General features: G+C 67.5%; 16 protein-coding genes. 8 read left to right on the top strand and 8 right to left on the bottom strand.

Annotation, left to right across the window (positions count from 1 at the left end):
* Both EGJ34_RS15010 and imuA read right to left on the bottom strand, forming a co-directional pair.
* The coding region (locus EGJ34_RS15010; protein ID WP_148100507.1) for a DNA polymerase Y family protein at positions 1-946 on the bottom strand (946 nt) is incomplete at its 3' end.
* Between the two features lie 9 nt (positions 947-955).
* Entirely contained in the window at positions 956-1573 is a 618-nt protein-coding gene (gene imuA / locus EGJ34_RS15005; RefSeq protein WP_125361265.1) for a translesion DNA synthesis-associated protein ImuA, read from the bottom strand.
* Positions 1574-1924: 351 nt separating this feature from the next.
* Here imuA and EGJ34_RS15000 point away from each other — a divergent pair, with 351 nt between their 5' ends.
* Positions 1925-4723, top strand: coding sequence for a glycoside hydrolase family 3 C-terminal domain-containing protein (locus tag EGJ34_RS15000; protein ID WP_185750193.1), 2799 nt, complete (start codon positions 1925-1927; stop codon positions 4721-4723).
* A 77-nt stretch (positions 4724-4800) separates the two neighbouring features.
* Here EGJ34_RS15000 and EGJ34_RS14995 read toward each other — a convergent pair whose 3' ends face one another.
* Positions 4801-5910: an alkene reductase gene (locus EGJ34_RS14995; RefSeq protein ID WP_125361264.1), complete on the bottom strand. Its 1110-nt coding sequence runs from the start codon at positions 5908-5910 to the stop codon at positions 4801-4803.
* Positions 5911-6083: 173 nt separating this feature from the next.
* On the opposite strand from EGJ34_RS14995, the gene EGJ34_RS14990 reads away from it, so the two are divergent.
* The 4 genes from EGJ34_RS14990 (at position 6084) to lldD (ending at position 9122) form a co-directional block, all read left to right on the top strand.
* Positions 6084-6842 carry an SDR family NAD(P)-dependent oxidoreductase gene (locus EGJ34_RS14990; RefSeq protein ID WP_125361263.1) on the top strand — a complete coding sequence of 253 codons (759 nt, stop codon included), beginning with the start codon at positions 6084-6086 and terminating at the stop codon, positions 6840-6842.
* Positions 6843-6927: 85 nt separating this feature from the next.
* Positions 6928-7386: an MgtC/SapB family protein gene (locus tag EGJ34_RS14985; protein WP_125361262.1), complete on the top strand. Its 459-nt coding sequence runs from the start codon at positions 6928-6930 to the stop codon at positions 7384-7386.
* Positions 7383-7829, top strand: coding sequence for a VOC family protein (locus EGJ34_RS14980; protein WP_125361261.1), 447 nt, complete (start codon positions 7383-7385; stop codon positions 7827-7829). The genes EGJ34_RS14985 and EGJ34_RS14980 overlap by 4 nt, the downstream gene beginning before the upstream one ends.
* Before the next feature lie 129 nt (positions 7830-7958).
* Positions 7959-9122 carry an FMN-dependent L-lactate dehydrogenase LldD gene (gene lldD / locus EGJ34_RS14975; RefSeq protein ID WP_125361260.1) on the top strand — a complete coding sequence of 388 codons (1164 nt, stop codon included), beginning with the start codon at positions 7959-7961 and terminating at the stop codon, positions 9120-9122.
* Between the two features lie 101 nt (positions 9123-9223).
* Here the strand turns inward: lldD and EGJ34_RS14970 are convergent, their stop codons facing one another.
* Complete coding sequence (locus tag EGJ34_RS14970) at positions 9224-9526, bottom strand: hypothetical protein (RefSeq protein ID WP_125361259.1); 303 nt, start codon at positions 9524-9526, stop codon at positions 9224-9226.
* Between the two features lie 435 nt (positions 9527-9961).
* Between EGJ34_RS14970 and EGJ34_RS14965 the strand changes: the two genes are divergently transcribed.
* The 3 genes from EGJ34_RS14965 (at position 9962) to EGJ34_RS14955 (ending at position 12705) form a co-directional block, all read left to right on the top strand.
* Complete coding sequence (locus EGJ34_RS14965) at positions 9962-10747, top strand: CDP-diacylglycerol diphosphatase (RefSeq protein ID WP_260477016.1); 786 nt, start codon at positions 9962-9964, stop codon at positions 10745-10747.
* Positions 10748-10942: 195 nt separating this feature from the next.
* Positions 10943-11824 (top strand): hypothetical protein, encoded by an 882-nt coding sequence (locus tag EGJ34_RS14960; RefSeq protein ID WP_125361257.1) that lies wholly within the window; start codon positions 10943-10945, stop codon positions 11822-11824.
* Between the two features lie 116 nt (positions 11825-11940).
* The gene (locus EGJ34_RS14955; protein ID WP_125361256.1) at positions 11941-12705 is read left to right on the top strand and encodes a SapC family protein; all 765 of its coding nucleotides are present in this window, start codon (positions 11941-11943) and stop codon (positions 12703-12705) included.
* 53 nt (positions 12706-12758) lie between these two features.
* On the opposite strand, the gene EGJ34_RS14950 is transcribed toward EGJ34_RS14955, so the two are convergent.
* The 4 genes from EGJ34_RS14950 to EGJ34_RS14935 form a co-directional block, all read right to left on the bottom strand.
* The gene (locus EGJ34_RS14950) at positions 12759-13079 is read right to left on the bottom strand and encodes a putative quinol monooxygenase (RefSeq protein ID WP_185750192.1); all 321 of its coding nucleotides are present in this window, start codon (positions 13077-13079) and stop codon (positions 12759-12761) included.
* Between the two features lie 293 nt (positions 13080-13372).
* Positions 13373-14080, bottom strand: coding sequence for a DUF2968 domain-containing protein (locus EGJ34_RS14945; protein WP_260477015.1), 708 nt, complete (start codon positions 14078-14080; stop codon positions 13373-13375).
* 23 nt (positions 14081-14103) lie between these two features.
* Entirely contained in the window at positions 14104-16272 is a 2169-nt protein-coding gene (locus EGJ34_RS14940) for a TadG family pilus assembly protein (RefSeq protein WP_125361254.1), read from the bottom strand.
* Positions 16273-16275: 3 nt separating this feature from the next.
* Positions 16276-16683: a DUF3613 domain-containing protein gene (locus EGJ34_RS14935; RefSeq protein WP_125361253.1), complete on the bottom strand. Its 408-nt coding sequence runs from the start codon at positions 16681-16683 to the stop codon at positions 16276-16278.
* Positions 16684-16825: the final 142 nt, after the last annotated feature.

Below are 16825 nucleotides of genomic sequence, written 5' to 3'. Positions count from 1 at the left end.
GGTGGTCGACGCGGTTGCGGGCCAGGTCGAACAGCACGCCGGCGTCGCGTTCGGGCGACAGCAGGCCCACGCGCAGCTGCGTGTCCGGGTGGTGTTCGTGTTCGAACCACAGGTCGAACTGCTGCGCGCCGCCATCGCGCGAGCACAGGAACGCCGCCAGGTCGGTGGTCAGGCGGCGCAGCGGGAACAGCAGCGCCTGGGTGGATTCGATCTCGTATTCGAATTCGATGCGCGCATCGAAACGGTCCGGTGGCTGGAAGTACGACAGCGGTGCGGCATGCAGTCCGCGCAGGGCATCCAGATGGGTCAGGACCTGCGGTGGAAAGCGCCGCGCCAGGCTTTCGCGGGGCAGGGCGAAGGCCGCGCCCAGCGTGCGCAGGCCGGAGCGGGCCAGTACCGTGACCGCCTCTGCAGGCAGGCCACTGCGCTCGATCGGAATGTCGGCCAGGGCCGCTTCCAGCGTGGTCGCATCGACACCGAGGCGGGCATGCACGCCGCTCAGCACCCAGGCTGCGTGGGGGTTGGGTGCCGCTACCAGACGGTGGCGGAAGCCCAGTTCCTGCAGGCCCTCGCGCAGGCGCTGTTCAATCGCCGGCCAGTCGCCGAACAGGGCGCGACTGGCCCCGATCTCCAGCGCCAGCGCATGCGGAAAGGCCAGGCTGACCTGCGAGCTGATGCCATACAGCCAGCTGGCCAGCAGCTGGCGGGTGTCCTGTTCGGCGCGGGGGTCGTATTCCACGGTGCGCAGGTCGCGGGTCAGCACCTGCGCGGCCGAGAGCAGCATGCCCCGGCGCAGTCCCTGCTGGCGTGCGGCCGGGCTGACCGCGTGCAGCACCCGGCGCTGCATCGGGCCGGTGACCAGTACCAGCGGCGCGCGCGGGTCGGGCTGTTGACGCAGGGCGGCGTCCAGCGCCAGTTGTGGCAGCAGCAGGCAGGCCCAGTGCACGGCGCGCCCTCACTGCACCCGGGCCAGCGGCAACGGCTGTGCCGGTGCCTGGCCGCCGCGGCACTTGAGCACCCGCACCTGGCCATCGTCCAGTTGCAGGCGCAGCGGCGCAGGGGAGGGGTTGCGGCTCCAGCGCGCATCGCGGAACGCGATGCCCAGGCACTGGCCGCTTTCGGCGGCGACCTGCAGGCGGCGCAGGGCGCGGTCGTCGGTGGTCTGCGGCCAGCACAGCACCGCCGCGCAGGCCGCCGAACGCAGGCATTGTTCAGCCGCCCACAGCGCCTCGCGAGGGGACGCGTGCACCACCTGCAGCTGGCCCAGCGCCAGCCCGGCCCGACCCCAGGCCGGGGCATGCGGCAGATAGGGCGGGGCGATCAGCACCACGGTCTGCTGTTGCTGGCTCAGCCGGGCCAGGGTCGGCCACACCAGTGCCAGTTCGCCCTGGCCGGGCGCGGCCAGCAGCACTTCTGACAGCGAGGCCGGTGGCCAGCCACCGCCGGGCAGGCGTGCATCCAGTTCCGGGTGCCCGGTCGGATGGGCCGGGGTTTCCGAAGGTACCGCCCGCGGTTGCCCGCGCCAGACCTGGCGGCTGGCCAGCAGGTCTTCCAGCGCCCGCACGGCGGCCATCAGGGGGCCTCCCGGTGGGGCGAGGGAAGCTGGGCGAGGGTAGAGGGCCGGAACATGGGTCGGAGTGTCGGAAAAGCAAAGATCAAGAGCTGAGACCGACATGCTACCGGGAATTAGCAAAAATACTAATAGTCCGAGATGGACGCGCACGGCGCGTCCCTACGTGCCCTACCCACCAAACGTCGTGTTGACAGACGTGAACGCGCTCGACCACTCTTCACCCCCTGTGGGCGCAATGGCATTGCGACAGGCGGAGGGGCCTGATCGTGCCGCGTTCCGCAGCCTGCGCTGCACCCTTCTGCGGCAAGACTCCCCGGATTTTCTGCGTCAGAAAAGGTGTTTCGCCCGCTTATGAAAACGATTACAAAGCCGCTCGTCCTGACCACTGCCATTGCCTTGTCGCTGGCCGCCACCGCCATCGCCGCACCGACCGCCGGCGCGGACGCCTTCACCGTGCTGCGTCTGGAACAGGTGCCTGCCACGCTTGACGCCGCCACGGTGGGCGCGCAGCTGCAGGCGCTGGACGTGGATGCGCTGACCGTGGAAGACGTCGATCGTGCCGAGGCCGACCGGCTGGCGGCCATGGCCGATGCACTGGGCTACACCGCGCGCTTCATCACCGTGGACCCGGCCGCGGCCGGATCGCGCGGTCGCGTCGTGCTCTCGCGCCTGCCGGTGGAAGCCGCTTCCGGCGTGGAAGCACCGGGCGTCAGCTATCTGCGCCTGAACGACGGCCGCCATGTCGTGGCCCTGTATGCGCCGGCACCGAAGGCCGATCCTGCGCTGGCCGTCAACATCGCCGCGCAGACCCGCATGGGCGCACCGGCCCTGCTGCTGGGTGCCGTGGACACCGCGCGCGCTGAAGCAACCGGCTACGTGCCGCTGGAGGAGGCCGCCGGCTACCGGCAGGGCTTCAGCGCGGCGCGTGCCCAGGCGGTGAAGCTGAAGCTCAGCGCCAACAGCAAGCCGCTGCCGGCTCAGCTGTTGACCCTCGATTACACGGCCCCGGTGGGCGGCGACGCGCCGTGGATGGATATGGCGCTCAACGCTGATGCCCGCGCCCGCCTGCTGGTGGCGCAGATGACCGTGGACGAGAAATTCCAGATGCTGCACAGCTACTTCGGGCTGGGCAAGGACGGCGGTCCGCTGCCGGAAGGCGCGGTCGGTTCAGCCGGCTTCGTGCCCGGCGTGCCGCGCCTGGGCATTCCGGCGCAGCAGTCGGCCGACGCCGGCGTGGGTGTGACCAACCCGGGCGGCATCCGCAAGGGTGACATCGCCACCGCGATGCCGTCGGGCCCATCCACGGCCTCCAGCTGGAATCCGCAGATCGCCTACACCGGTGGGGCCACCATGGGCCGCGAAGCCTGGCAGCAGCGCTTCAACATCCTGCTGGCCGGCAGCGTCAACCTGCAGCGCGACCCGCGCAACGGGCGCAACTTCGAATACGCCGGTGAAGACCCGCTGCTGGCCGGTCGTCTGGTCGGCGAATCGATCCGTGGCGTGCAGCGCCAGCATGTGATCTCCACCATGAAGCACTTCGCGCTGAATGACATGGAGACCTCGCGCAACTTCCACAGCGCCGAGATCGGCGAGCAGGCGATGCGTGAATCGGACCTGCTGGCGTTTGAAATCGCGCTGGAAGAGGGCAAGCCCGGTTCGGTGATGTGCTCGTACAACAAGATCAACGGCACCTACGGCTGCGAGCACGATTACCTGATGAACCAGGTGCTCAAGCAGGAATGGAAATTCCCCGGTTACGTGATGTCCGACTGGGGCGGCGTGCACAGCGGCTCGAAGGCGGCGCTGGCCGGACTGGACCAGCAGTCGGCGGGCGAGGTGTTCGACAAGGCGGTGTACTTCGATCAACCGCTGCGCCTGGCCGTGGCCGGTGGCGTGGTGCCGCAGGCGCGCCTGGACGACATGGTGGCGCGCATCCTGCGCACGATGTTCGCGCATGGCAACTTCGACCTGCCGCCGGAGCATGTGCCGATCGACGTGCAGGCCGGCTTCGACGCCGCGCAGCGCACGGTGGAAGAAGGCAGCGTGCTGCTGCGCAATGAACACAACGTACTGCCGCTGGCTGCCGACGTGAAGCGCATCGTGGTGATCGGCGGGCATGCCGACAAGGGCGTGATCGGTGGGGGTGGTTCGTCGCACGTGGGCTACACCGCCCGTGGCACCAATGCGGTGCCGGGAGTGCTGCCGACCACCTGGCCGGGCCCGGTGATCTTCCACCCGTCCTCGCCGCTGGAGGCGCTGCGCGCCGAGCTGCCCGACGCGACCATCGACTATGTGGATGGCACGAATGTGGCCGCAGCGGCCCGTGCGGCTGCCGCAGCCGATGTGGCGATCGTGTTCGCCACCCAGTGGTCGGCCGAATCGGTCGACCTGCCGCACATGAAACTGCCCGACAACCAGGATGCGCTGATTGCCGGCGTGGCCAAGGCCAACCCGAAGACGGTGGTGGTGCTGGAAACCAACGGCCCGGTGGAACTGCCGTGGCTGCAGCAGGTGCCGGCGCTGCTGCAGGCGTGGTACCCGGGCATCCGTGGCGGCGAAGGCATTGCCGCGCTGCTCACCGGCAAGGTCAATCCGTCCGGCCGCCTGCCGGTGACCTGGCCGGTGGATGCCGGCCAGCTGCCGCGTCCGGAGGTGAACGGGCTGGGCTTCAACCCGAAGCACAAGCCGGATGACACCATCAACTACGACATCGAAGGGGCCAACGTCGGCTACAAGTGGTTTGCCGCCAAGGGCCTGGTGCCGCAGTTCGCTTTCGGTCATGGCCTGTCCTACACGCAGTTCGCCTACGACAACCTGAGCGTGGTGGCCGACGGCCAGCGCCTGAGGGCCACCGTGGACGTGCGCAACACCGGCAAGGTGGCCGGTGCGGACGTGGCACAGTTGTATCTGAAGTTGCCGGAAGGCAGTGCCACCCCGATCCGCCTGGTCGGCTTCCAGAAAGTGATGCTGCAGCCGGGCGAGACCCGTCGCATCCAGATCGAGGCCGAGCCGAAGACGCTGGCCAGTTTCGATACCGCCGACAAACAGTGGAAGATCGCCGCCGGGCAGTACGAGGTACAGCTGTCGCGCTCGGCCAGCGAGCCGCTGCAGCGGGTGCCGGTGCAGCTGGAGGCGACCGTGGTGCATTGACGTAGAGCCGGGCTCTGCCCGGCTGTGCGACACCGCGCGAAAAGCAGCCGGGCAAGCCCGGCTCTACGCGCCCGACATCAATCGGCGACGTTGGACCCCGAAACGCTCGGATAGTCGGTGTACCCCTCAGCCCCGCCGCCATACAGCGTGTCGGGGTTGAAGTCGGACAGCGGCACGCCGAAACGCAGGCGCTCCACCAGGTCCGGGTTGGCGATGAAGGCGCGCCCGAACGCGATCACGTCGGCATAGCCGCTGGCAAGGGCGGCCTCGGCGCTGTCCTTGTCATAGCCGTTGTTGGCGATCCACGGGCCGCGGAACTTCGCCCGCAGCGCGGCATAGTCAAAGGCGATGTTGTCGCGCGGGCCGCCGGTGGCACCTTCGATCACATGCACAAAGGCCAGGCCGTCAATCGCATCCAGCCGCTCCACCGCACGTTCGAACAGCGGCTGCGGGTTGGAATCGTGCGCATCACCGGCCGGCGTGGTCGGTGACAGGCGCACGCCGGTGCGTTCGGCACCGATTTCCGAGGCCACCGCACGCACCACTTCCTCCAGCAGCCGCGTGCGGTTCTCGATGCTGCCACCGTATTCGTCGGTGCGCAGGTTGCTGCCGTCGCGCAGGAACTGGTCGATGAGATAACCGTTCGCCGCATGCACTTCCACGCCGTCAAAGCCGGCGCTGATGGCGTTGCGCGCGGCCTGGCGGTACTCCTGGATCAGGCCGGGGATCTCGTCCAGCGCCAGCGCGCGGGGCGCGGACACGTCTTCAAACCCGTTGGCGGTGAACGTTTTGGCTTTGGCCTGCACCGCGCTGGGGGCTACCGGCACTTCGCCTTCCGGCAGCAGGCTGGTGTGCGAGATGCGGCCGACGTGCCACAGCTGCAGGATGATGCGGCCGCCCTCGCTGTGCACCGCGTCGGTGACCTTGCGCCAGGCGTCAATCTGCGCCTGGCTGTAGATGCCGGGGGTGTCCAGGTAGCCCTGGCCGAGCGGGCTGATCTGGGTAGCCTCGGCGATGATCAGCCCGGCACTGGCGCGCTGCTGGTAGTACTGCACCGCCAGTGGATTGGGCACACGGCCCTCGATGGCGCGGTTGCGGGTCAGCGGGGCCATCGCGATGCGGTTACGCAGGTCGATGGAACCCAGCCGGGTGGGGGAGAACAGCAAGCCGTCGGTCGGTGCAGTCATGTGCAGGGCCTTGTGGGAGGAATGGCAGTACGACCTGCAGCATACGGCTGCGTGCGTTGCAGCGGTGGGAAGGTTCGTTGCGGTCGGCAGGTGCGTTGCATGCACCTTGTGTAACGCATCGCAGGCGTAGGGTAGGAATGCTTTCCCCCCTGATTCCTGTGGAGACAGACGCAATGATTGATTATCAGCTCAAGGGCAAGGTCGCCATCGTCACTGGCGGCGTGTCCGGCATCGGCCTGGCCGTGGCCGAACTGTTCGCCGACTCCGGTGCGGCGGTGGCGGTGTGGGACCTGAAGGAAGACGCGGTGAAGAAAACCGCCGAGGCGCTGGCCGCACGTGGCGTGAAGACGATCGGCATCGCCCTGGATGTCACCGATGAAGCGGCCGTTGACGCGGCGGTCAAGCAGACCGTGCAGGAACTGGGCGGCCTGGACATAGCTGTCAACAACGCCGGTATCGGCGGACCGTCAGCGCCCAGTGGCGACTATCCGGTCGACGGCTGGAAGCGCGTGATCGACGTGAACCTCAACAGCGTGTTCCTGTGCCAGCGCGCGCAGATCCAGGCGCTGCGCCAGGCCGGCAAGGGCGGCAGCATCATCAACATGGCGTCGATTCTGGGCCAGGTCGGCTTTGACAATTCGGCGGCCTATGTCGCTGCCAAACACGGTGTGGTCGGTCTGACCCAGACCGCAGCGTGGGAGCATGCCGCCGACAACATCCGCGTGAATGCGGTCGGCCCGGGTTTCATTGCCACCCCGCTGCTGGACAAGATGGAGCCGACCGCACGCAAGGCGCTGGAGGCCAAGCATGCGCTCAACCGGCTGGGGCGTGCCGAGGAAGTGGCGGCGCTGGTGGCCTGGCTGGCCAGTGCAGATGCGTCGTTTGCCACCGGCACCTACTACGCCATCGACGGCGGCTACCTGGCGCACTGACAACCGGTCACGGCCGCATTCACATCGTTTCACAGCACTGCCACGCGCTTCGCGCAACGCTTCGCCCATCACCGAGGAGACGCGGATGGGCTGGGAGCAGGATCTGTCGCTGTTGCTGCGGGTGGCCGCGGCCATGCTGTTCGGCGGCGTGCTGGGCATCGAGCGCGAGCTCAGCAAGCACGCCGCCGGGCTGCGCACGCACATGCTGATTGCCGGCGCGGCGGCACTGATCGTCGGCCTGGGTGACAGCATCGCCGAGCATTTCCAGCAGGAACGCTACCGGGACCTGCTGCAGGTCGACCCGGTACGTCTGATCGAGGCGGTGGTGGCCTGCGTCGGTTTCGTGGCGGCGGGCACCATTCTGCGCGGCACCCGCGAGGACCAGGTCAGTGGGCTGACCACCGCCAGTTCGCTGGTGATGGCGGCCGCCATCGGCATTGCCGTGGGCATTGGTGAGTATGTGATCGCGCTGGGCGTGAGTGTGCTCTGCGTGGTGGTGCTGGCCGTGTTCCGCCGGATTTCCGACAAGCTGGAGAAGTTATGAACGCCACCGCCGCCGGACAGCCGGACTTCGTCATCCAGTGCCTGGACCATGTCGTGCTGCGGGTCAGCGACCTCCCGCGCGCGCTGCATTTCTACCGCGATGTGCTGGGCTGCACGGTGGCGCGCGAACGGCCGACGCTGGGCATGGTGCATCTGCACGCGGGTCGTTCGATGATCGACCTGGTCGACGTCCGCGGCAGGCTGGGGGTGCCCGGCGGCGCTGCTGCAGGTGTGCAGGGCCGCAACATGGCGCATCTGTGCCTGCGCATCGAGCCGTTCAACGAAGCGCACCTGCGCGAACACCTGCAGATGCACGGTATCGCCGTGGATGCCCCGGCCAGCAGCAATTTTGGAGCCGAGGGCGATGGGTTGTCGCTGTACGTGCAGGATCCCGATGGCAATGGCGTGGAGCTGAAGGGGCCGTGCAGCGACTGCGGACGCTGAGGCACCGGGCTGCGGCCGATGTGCCGACCAACGGTCGGCACCTACCTTTTGGTCTAATGCGCGGAGTGTGCTGCGGGGCAGGGTGCGCCGGTATGCTGTCAGCGGACTGTTGCCCGGTGTTGCTGCCCCATGATCATTTCCGCCGCTTCGGACTACCGCGCTGCCGCGCAGCGTCGCCTGCCGCCGTTCCTGTTCCACTACATCGACGGCGGTGCCTACGCCGAGCAGACCCTGCGCCGCAACGTGTCCGACCTGTCCGATGTGGCGCTGCGCCAGCGCGTGCTGCGCGACATGTCCGAGCTGAGCCTGGAAACCGAGCTGTTTGGTGAGCGGCTGGCGATGCCGGTGGCATTGGCTCCGGTGGGCCTGACCGGCATGTTCGCCCGGCGCGGCGAAGTGCAGGCTGCGCGTGCGGCGGCCAGCCGGGGCATTCCGTTTACGTTGTCGACGGTGTCGGTGTGCCCGATCGAGGAAGTGGCCCCGAAGATTCCCCGGCCGATGTGGTTCCAGCTGTATGTGCTGAAGGACCGCGGCTTCATGCGCAACGCGCTGGAGCGGGCGCAGGCGGCCGGTGTCACCACGCTGGTGTTCACCGTGGACATGCCGGTTCCCGGAGCCCGTTATCGTGACGCGCATTCGGGGATGAGCGGGCAGAACGGGCCGCTGCGGCGCATGCTGCAGGCCGTCACCCATCCGCGCTGGGCCTGGGACGTGGGGTTGTTCGGTCGGCCCCACGACCTGGGCAATGTGTCGGCCTATCGCGGCGCGCCCACCGGCCTGGCGGACTACATCGGCTGGCTCGGGGCCAACTTCGACCCGTCCATTTCCTGGAAGGACCTGGAGTGGATCCGCGAGTTCTGGACCGGGCCGATGGTGATCAAAGGCATCCTGGACCCGGATGATGCCCGTGATGCGGTGCGCTTCGGTGCCGATGGCATCGTGGTCTCCAACCACGGCGGCCGTCAGCTGGACGGGGTGCTGTCCACTGCGCGCGCGCTGCCGGCCATTGCCGATGCCGTGCAAGGTGAGCTGAAGCTGCTGGTGGATTCGGGCGTGCGCAGCGGGTTGGACGTGGTGCGCATGCTGGCATTGGGGGCAGATACGGTGCTGCTGGGGCGTGCGTTCGTGTATGCGCTGGCCACCGGCGGAGAGGCCGCGGTGGCCAATCTGCTGGATCTGGTTGCAAAGGAAATGCGGGTTGCGATGACCCTGACCGGCGCGCGGACGGTTGCTGATATCGGGCGTGAGGCATTGGCCATTGACGGTGGATCGAACGGCCGTGGATGGCGTTGACGCGCATGGCGCGTCACTACGTCCTGGGTCGAACGACCTGTAGTGACGCGCCATGCGCGTCAACGCGGTGCCGGATCGATCGCGGTGGCTGAGGGTATGCGCTATTCGCACCGCACGGCGGTAATTACATTGTCCTTGTCGATGAACACACGCAGGCGGTCGTCGCGGCGGTCCTTGCTGACCACCGTCGCCGGGCCGATGGGATTGATCAGGCCGGCACCGCTTTCGCGGAACAGCTTGCGCATGGTCTCTTCCGCAGCGGGCTGGCCTACCGCCCATTGCAGGGGGGCGTCGTGGCATTGACCACTGCCGCGGACCTCCGGTCCGGGACTGCTGACACAGCCGGACAGCAGGGTGGCCGCAACGGCCAGGACGGGAACTGCAATGCGGGTATGCCGGGACATCGGTCGCTCCTGCGGTAGCCTGTGGCGACCATACCACCGTGCCGGGAGCGCGGGGTGACGGGGGCACGGGACGTTGGGCGAACCGGGATGACGGGGATGACCGGACGTTGTGGCGACCGGGATGACGGGGGTGGCCGGACGTTGTGGCATCACGTGTGAATTGGGGTTGGTAGCGTCGGTCGATAGACGACGGCCGATAACGGTGCACCGTTCGTTAACGCATGACCTTGAACGTGGTCGCGCGTTACTTCGTCATCGGTCATGCGTTCCCGTGCCGATCATTGTTATCGGCCGTCGTCTGTCGACCGACGCTACCAACCCAAGCCCCCAGCACCCAATCGCACCTACAGCACCCGATCGCAGCCCGGCCATGCCGCCCGGTACAATGCCGGCCAAAGCCCCCCGTACCGGGCCGGGCGTTGGAACTGCTTTCCGGTGTCTGTCCTTCGTGTCTTCCTGCTGGCGCTGCCGCTGTGTCTGGCCGCCTGTACCACTGCGCCACCGCCGAAGCCGGCTCCCAATCCCGATGCCCTGTGGGGTGTGATCCAGCGCGACTGCGTGGGCACGGATACCCCGCGCGGTTCGTGCCTGGCGGTCTCAACGGCACCGGAGCGCCGCGATGTGCTTGTCAAGGACACTCACGGCGACTACCAGTTCCTGCTGATGCCGCTGGACAAGGTGTCGGGCATCGAAAGCCCCGATCTGCTGCAGGCCGGCACGCCGAACTACTTTGCCGCCGCCTGGCAGGCGCGTGCCTACACCGAACGCGCGCTGGGCCAGCCGCTGCCGCGTGACGTGGCCAGCCTGGCGCTGAATTCCGCGCACGGCCGTTCGCAGAACCAGCTGCACATCCATGTCGACTGCCTGCGCGCGGACATCCGCGACCAGCTGCAGGCCATGCAGCCGGCCATCGGCCCGACGTGGCAGCCGCTGCCACAGCCGCTGCGCGGACATGTGTACCAGGCACGCCGGCTGGATGGCGAAACGCTGACCGCCGATCCCATCCGCCTGCTCGCCGACGACCTGGCCGCGCCCGGCGAGATGGGGCGCTGGTCGCTGGTGGTGGTGGGGCAGGGCGACGACGCGCGCGCACCGGGCTTTGTGCTGCTGGCAACCCAGGCCGATGCCGACGCCGGCCACCAGGCCAGTGGCGAAGAGCTGCAGGACCATGCCTGCGCGGTGCTGACCGGAGCCTCGCAGGCGCTTGACGGGGTGCGTTGACGCGCATGGCGCGTCACTACAGGTCGCCTGACCAACCAAACCCGGGCGACCCAGGATCGTAGTGACACGCCACGCGTGTCAACGGCATGACCCTGTGCACGGAAACACGCCATGCGTGTCAACGCCATGCCCATGCGCTCGACGCGCCATGCGTGTCATGATGGGTCCGAGAGGGCACCACAAGGACGTATCCCGATGACGGCACAACGCCGACGCTTTTCCAATGGCCTGCTGCTGTTGGCCTTGATCGCCGGCAGCGCCCAAGCCCAGCCTTCGGCTCCCGTGCAGGATGCCGCCGGTAACCGACTGGAGCCGCTGACCGAACAGGCTGCACCGCCTGGCGCGACCGCCGCCGATGCGGATTCCTCGGCGTGGTACTGCAGCGCCGACCGTGCCTGGTGCGTGCGCACCGTCCGTGACGAAGCCGGAGCCCAGCTGGAACTTGCCCAGCATGTGACCGGCGAGCGTGACGTCCGTCTGCGCTACGTGCCAATGCCCTCCGAGGACGAGGCCGACAGCGAGCAACCCTGGCCCTTCATTGTGCGGCTGGGACCGGGCATCGGTGCGCCGCAGCGCCCCGCCGATGCTGAACAGGCGCAACTGCAGAACGTGCTGGTGGGAGCCATACGCGACTGGCGCACCTCGTACTCCGGCGGCGGGGCCAGTTCGTCCGAACTGATGCTGGTACGCCTATACCACGAGAACGACGGCATCCAGATCGACACGGTGGCGAGCCTGCCGATGGCGGGCAACGCGCTGATTCGGGCCTGCTTCAGCGAGGCGGACGTTACCGCACGGGCTGACGCCTGCCACGATGAATACCGCTTTGCCGCGCAGATCGGGTTGGATCCGGCGGGCCAGGGCATGCCGGTGCTGCGGTTCCAGACCCGGGCCACCCGCTTTCCAGCCGGCGTCTCGCGCTTTGGCGATTCGCTGGAAAAGGGTCCATTGACCGCCACGGATCTGCGCACGGAAACCGACCGCAGCTGTACCTACCAGCGGCGGCTGCGCTGGCAGCAGGGCCGCTACGTACCCGACACCCCGCTGCCTGACTGCAGCGAATTCACCGGGTTATAGCTCCCTGTGACCACCGGCATGGCGGAAATCGTCAAAAAGCCACGTTATAGTGGTGGATCAATGTGGTGCCCGCTTTCGCGCCCGGGCTGTCTGGCGCGTCGTACCTGACCAATTCCATGACTGCTGAAACGACTACTCCGCCGGCCGCTCCGGCACAGGCTTCCGGTCCGCTGTTCTACCGCCAGCCGCTGCCGCTGCAATCGGACAAGCACGCCAACTGGCGTCTGCGCCCGGGTTCGCTGGCATTCGCCGCTGAAACCAATGCCATCCCGGCGGTGATCGGCGAATTCGGCATGGCCGCCCAGCACTTCCCCATCCTGTTCACCGGGCAGGACGCCTCGCCGATCGTGGCCGTGGGCCTGTCGCGCAGCAACCTGTTCGTGAATGATGGCAAGTGGGCCGACGACACCTATGCGCCGGCTTACCTGCGCCGTTACCCGTTCGTGTTCATGCAGTCCGATGACGACGGCAATTTCCTGCTGGCCCTGGACGCCGGTTCGGACCAGGTCAACCAGGGCGAGAGCGACGAAGGCGAACCGCTGTTCGTGGACGGCAAGGCCACCGAACTGGTCGACAACGCCATGAAGTTCTGCGCTGACTTCACCCGCGAGTACGAGCAGACCCGTCAGTTCAGTGCCGCGCTGCTGGCCCAGGACCTGCTGGTGGAACGCAGCATCGATGTCACCCTGAGCAACGGTGAGAAGATGTCGGTGAACGGTTTCCACGTGGTTGATGTGGAGAAGTTCGCCAAGCTGCCCGACGACATCGTGCTGGCCTGGCACCGCAACGGCTGGCTGGCGCTGGTGCATCACCACCTGACCTCGCTGAACCGTTTCAACGCACTGGTGAAGCGCCAGAGCGAGCAGGCCAAGGCGGCCTGATCACGACGGTGATGTGATATGGAAACGGCGACCTCCGGGTCGCCGTTTTTGTATCACCCCCAGCTCTGCACCAGCTCCAGCACCTGCGGTTCACGTGGTTTCTGCAGCAGATCAGGCAGCAGCGCGTCGTAGGCGGCGCGGTAATCCGTGGACTGATGGTCCAGGAAGTCCTGCACCGACGCCTCATCCCAGCGCTCATACAGCGTGAACACGGTTGGATCGTGGGCGTCACGATGCAGGTCGCAGGAAATGAAGGCCGGTTCCTCGGACATCCGGTCGATCAACGCATGCACGGCGTCGAGCCAGTCCTGGGTGCGCTCGGGTTTGACCTGCAGGCGGACGTAGAAGACCAGTGGTGAATCGGGGGATGACATGGTGACGCTCCATAGGGGCACGGTATGCATTATGGAGGATGGTCGATGTGGTCGTGGCTCACGTCACATGGAAGTGGGAGGTGGTAGGGTCGGACGATAGTCGACCACCGACCATGTGGCAGGACCGGTAACGCATGACCATCGAACGGAGAAGCGCCTTCGTTCAGTGGTCATGCCCCAATGAAGTACCCGCCGTTATCGGCGGTCGACTGTCGTGCGACCCTACCAGCGTCCCCAGCGTCCGGGCGGCGTCGATTACACCGGCATCCCGGGACACAGGTCGGGCATCCCCATTACGGCGTGCCCGTTTCCCCCGCCACCGGATGCGCCGTGCTGGCGGTCGGGTGCGGCGGCGTCGGCAGTGACAGCTCCGGGTTGCCCTGCTGCGCCTGCAGTGCCTGGATGCGCTGGTTGAGCTGTTCCAGCTGGGTGTTGCTGCTGCGCAGGTCGGTGCTCAGCGACACCGCCTGCTGCTTGGCCTGCTGGATTGCACTACTGACCTGCTGGGCCTGCTGGCGCTGCAGGTCCGCTTCCTGCTGCAGGCTGCGCAGGCGTTGTTCGTTGTAGGCGACCAGGCTTTCGGTGTAACGCTTGCCGGCTTCCAGGCGGATGGTGTCGATGTTCACCTGGGCCAGGTCGCGGGTCTGCTTTACGAACGTCTCATACACGTTCTCCGCGGTTTCCACCGAGTCGGTCTTGATCACCCGCCAGAACTCCTTGCCCTGGAACAGTGACACGTAATAATGCAGCGTGCTGGCATTGAACAGCAGGCTGGCCCCGTAGGTGCCGTTGTAGGTGGTGCGCAGCTCAGTGAGCTGCTGCCCGTCCATCAGCTGGCGCAGCTCATCCACGGTGTTGCGCACGACCGGGGCGCTGCGGTCGAGGTCCGGGGCGTCGTTCTTGCCGCGACGCGCGTGGGCATCGGGAGCTAGGCTCAGCGACGCGAGCAGCGCCATGGCCAGCAGGGTGCGGCTGACGGAAACGAAGGAGGTGGTGGTCATGATCGGGGCTTCCATCAGTAGGTTCAGTAGACAAGCTGCGCGGGATTGCATTGGGTGGCCTGCAGGTGCACGTCGGTACGGCCGAGTTCGATCCCCAGCACGTGGGCGAGGGTGGTGGTGAGCAGGGTGCCGACGCCGTTGAGCAGCGGCTTGAGCACGCCTTCCAGTACCGGGCGCAGCAGGGTGCAGAGCAGGCCACTGCAGACCACCGCATTGGTGCTGGGGTCGGTGACGCTTCCGCTGCCCTGGTAGCTGTCCAGCACGCCAGCCGGTGCGGTCTGCATGTACGCGGCCAGGTTGCCTTTGACGCAGGCGTTGTAGGCCAGCAGCGCGCTGACCAGGCCGCTGCAGCGGTTGATCACCAGCCCGCCCAGCAGCGTACCGAGCAGGCCATCCAGCAGCCCCAGGCCCTGGCCGGTGACGGTGGCGCGGTAGCCTTCCCACACCGAGCCGTCCCTGTAGCAGGTGCCCAGCCCCAGCACGCAGGCATACGGCACGCCGTTCTCCACCTGCCAGTCGCCAAATGCGGAGATGCCTTGCGCCGGGTTGCCGTTACGCAACAGCGCAATGGTGCGGTCCACGTCGTACAGGCCGTTGCCCGGGTTGGAGGCTTTCAGGAACTGGTCGGCCAGCTGGTCGGCGGTGCTGGCGGTGTTCATGCCCTTGGCCGCCGGATTGAGCATGCCGCCCAGCACCCGCAGCAGCTGCTGCACCAGGTCGCTCACCGCAGTGCCGATCTGCGCCGGATTGATCCAGGTGGATCTCGTTTCGCCCGCGGCCAGGGTCAGGTTCTCGCTGTGGCTGAGCGCGTTGATCTGGATGTGGTCGTTGATCAGCGGTGCGCCCAGCAGGGTGAGCAGCTGCTCGTTCTGCAGGGAGGCATCGCAGACATTGCGCGTGGAGAAGCGGTCGGCCTCGGCGACCTTGCCGACGCAGGCGCGCAGCACCGACGAATCCACCTGCACGGTGGCGGTGGCCGGTACCGCGCTGCACCGCAGACTGGTGACCGTGGCCATGGCGTTGGTGACATCGGCATGAATCGGCAGGCGCAGGCGGATGCCCAGCGCGGTGAGCACCTTGCCCAGCCCCAGCGCCAGGTTGTTGCTGTCAATGTCAAGGAAGAGCCGCACCTGCGCGTTGTAGGCGCGGGTGCCGACCCCACCGATCGCGATGGAGGGAGGTTCAATGATGGCCGCTTTGGCCTGCACGCCCAGCACGTTGAGCTGGCTGACCTCCACCGCGCGCCCGCTGTTGGCAATGCTGATGCCGGTGGTCAGCAGGTCCAGCGCGTTCACCTGCGCCTCCAGCGCCGCGGTGGCCGGACCGTCGGGCGCGACAATGCGGCCGAACAGGCCGCTGGTGGCGTCATTAGTGCCCAGCTGGATCGCCAGCCGGTCGATATCCAGTCTGGCCGCCAGTGCATCGCGCAGCGCGTCCAGGTCGGCATGGGCGACACCGCTCTGGGACAGCACCGTGGCGGTGGCGTCGACCAGTTCACCCAGCGACACCTTGTGCGCGGCCAGCAGCGCATTGAAGCCGCCGATGCTGATGTCCGCCTCGACAGGAATCTCCAGTGCCTTGAGCAGGCCATGCGGGGTGACCTTGGCCTGGGCCAGGCCGTCATAGCCGAGCAGGGTGGTCTGGTCCAGGTCCACGCCGACCAGCTTGAGCACGCTGCCCAGCGGCGTGTTGCCGTTCACCCGCAGCAGCTGGGAGCCGACGCTCAGCACCGCAAACGGCGGTGCACGCGTGGCCACCGCCTGTGCACGCACGGTAGGCAGATTCTGGTTCTGCCCAAGGAACGGCACCACCGAACGTTCGGCGACCACCTTCACCGCGTTGGCCGGTGCTGCAGCACTTACCGTGGCGAAGTTGTCTTCGCTGGCATGGGCGGGGTTCCAGTTGCCGCACTGGACGCGAATGACGCCGGAAAAGCGGTTGGCATTCACTGCGTTGGCACGTGCTGCCGCGTTGTCGGCGCGGTCGGCGCTGCACAGGTCCAGCCGCTGCGCCCCGGCCAGCGCGGCCAGGTCGGCGGTTTTCTGCACATCGCGCTTGGCCCAGTAGAGGTAACCGATCTCGATCAGCCCAAGCATGCCGACGAGACCGACCATGACCAGCATCATGGTGACCGACATGCCGCCGCGCTGGTCGCGGCGGGGGACGGATGGCGGCTGGCACGCAGCGCTCATGGATTATTCCCCGCCCTCACTGGCGACATCCCTGCGCACGCTTTGCTCGAGGTATTCGGGAATGGGGTGGTCGAAGCTGTTGAGGTAGCGCGCGTAGCTGCGGCTGGCCTGGTCGCCCAGCACGGTGTGCGGCTTGCCGGCATGCTCGCCGCTGGCCTGCAGTTGCAACAATGCGCGGGTGGTATCGCCCAGCTGCGGACGCGGCGGCAGCGCCAGGGCCACCGGTGCGGGCGCTGCTGCAACCGGTGCCGCGACCGGAGCCGGGCGCGCGGGCGGCGTAGTCGGAGTCGGTTGCTCGCCCAGCATCTGTCCGGTCAGCGGACGCTGCTGGGCGGTGGCCGGTGCGGTGCCCAGCAGCGCCAGCAGCAGGGCGGCGTGCAGGTGGGCGAGGGTGCGGATGGCATCACTCATGGGGTGCTCTCCTGGGAAGTCGGGGTGCCGCCGAAGCGTTCCAGCATCGAAGGGGCGAGCCGTGGCTCGCTGCGCGCTGTTGCTGGTGCCGACGCTGCTGCCTTGCTGGCGGTGCCGCGGCGCGGCGGTGGCGGTACGGTGG

The sequence above is a fragment of the Stenotrophomonas sp. 278 genome (genome assembly GCF_003935715.1).
GTDB lineage: Bacteria > Pseudomonadota > Gammaproteobacteria > Xanthomonadales > Xanthomonadaceae > Stenotrophomonas > Stenotrophomonas maltophilia_AH.
Note: the sequence above shows the minus strand (reverse complement) of the source record. Positions and strands in the feature narration are given on the sequence as shown.

What these genes read in the sequence shown, in the direction of transcription:
- imuA (WP_125361265.1), bottom strand. Translation starts at nt 1,573, where the DNA reads ATGGCCGCCGTGCGGGCGCTGGAAGACCTGCTGGCCAGCCGCCAGGTC.
- EGJ34_RS15000 (WP_185750193.1), top strand. Translation starts at nt 1,925, where the DNA reads ATGAAAACGATTACAAAGCCGCTCGTCCTGACCACTGCCATTGCCTTG.
- EGJ34_RS14995 (WP_125361264.1), bottom strand. Translation starts at nt 5,910, where the DNA reads ATGACTGCACCGACCGACGGCTTGCTGTTCTCCCCCACCCGGCTGGGT.
- EGJ34_RS14990 (WP_125361263.1), top strand. Translation starts at nt 6,084, where the DNA reads ATGATTGATTATCAGCTCAAGGGCAAGGTCGCCATCGTCACTGGCGGC.
- EGJ34_RS14985 (WP_125361262.1), top strand. Translation starts at nt 6,928, where the DNA reads ATGGGCTGGGAGCAGGATCTGTCGCTGTTGCTGCGGGTGGCCGCGGCC.
- EGJ34_RS14980 (WP_125361261.1), top strand. Translation starts at nt 7,383, where the DNA reads ATGAACGCCACCGCCGCCGGACAGCCGGACTTCGTCATCCAGTGCCTG.
- lldD (WP_125361260.1), top strand. Translation starts at nt 7,959, where the DNA reads ATGATCATTTCCGCCGCTTCGGACTACCGCGCTGCCGCGCAGCGTCGC.
- EGJ34_RS14970 (WP_125361259.1), bottom strand. Translation starts at nt 9,526, where the DNA reads ATGTCCCGGCATACCCGCATTGCAGTTCCCGTCCTGGCCGTTGCGGCC.
- EGJ34_RS14960 (WP_125361257.1), top strand. Translation starts at nt 10,943, where the DNA reads ATGACGGCACAACGCCGACGCTTTTCCAATGGCCTGCTGCTGTTGGCC.
- EGJ34_RS14955 (WP_125361256.1), top strand. Translation starts at nt 11,941, where the DNA reads ATGACTGCTGAAACGACTACTCCGCCGGCCGCTCCGGCACAGGCTTCC.
- EGJ34_RS14950 (WP_185750192.1), bottom strand. Translation starts at nt 13,079, where the DNA reads ATGTCATCCCCCGATTCACCACTGGTCTTCTACGTCCGCCTGCAGGTC.
- EGJ34_RS14945 (WP_260477015.1), bottom strand. Translation starts at nt 14,080, where the DNA reads ATGACCACCACCTCCTTCGTTTCCGTCAGCCGCACCCTGCTGGCCATG.
- EGJ34_RS14940 (WP_125361254.1), bottom strand. Translation starts at nt 16,272, where the DNA reads ATGAGCGCTGCGTGCCAGCCGCCATCCGTCCCCCGCCGCGACCAGCGC.
- EGJ34_RS14935 (WP_125361253.1), bottom strand. Translation starts at nt 16,683, where the DNA reads ATGAGTGATGCCATCCGCACCCTCGCCCACCTGCACGCCGCCCTGCTG.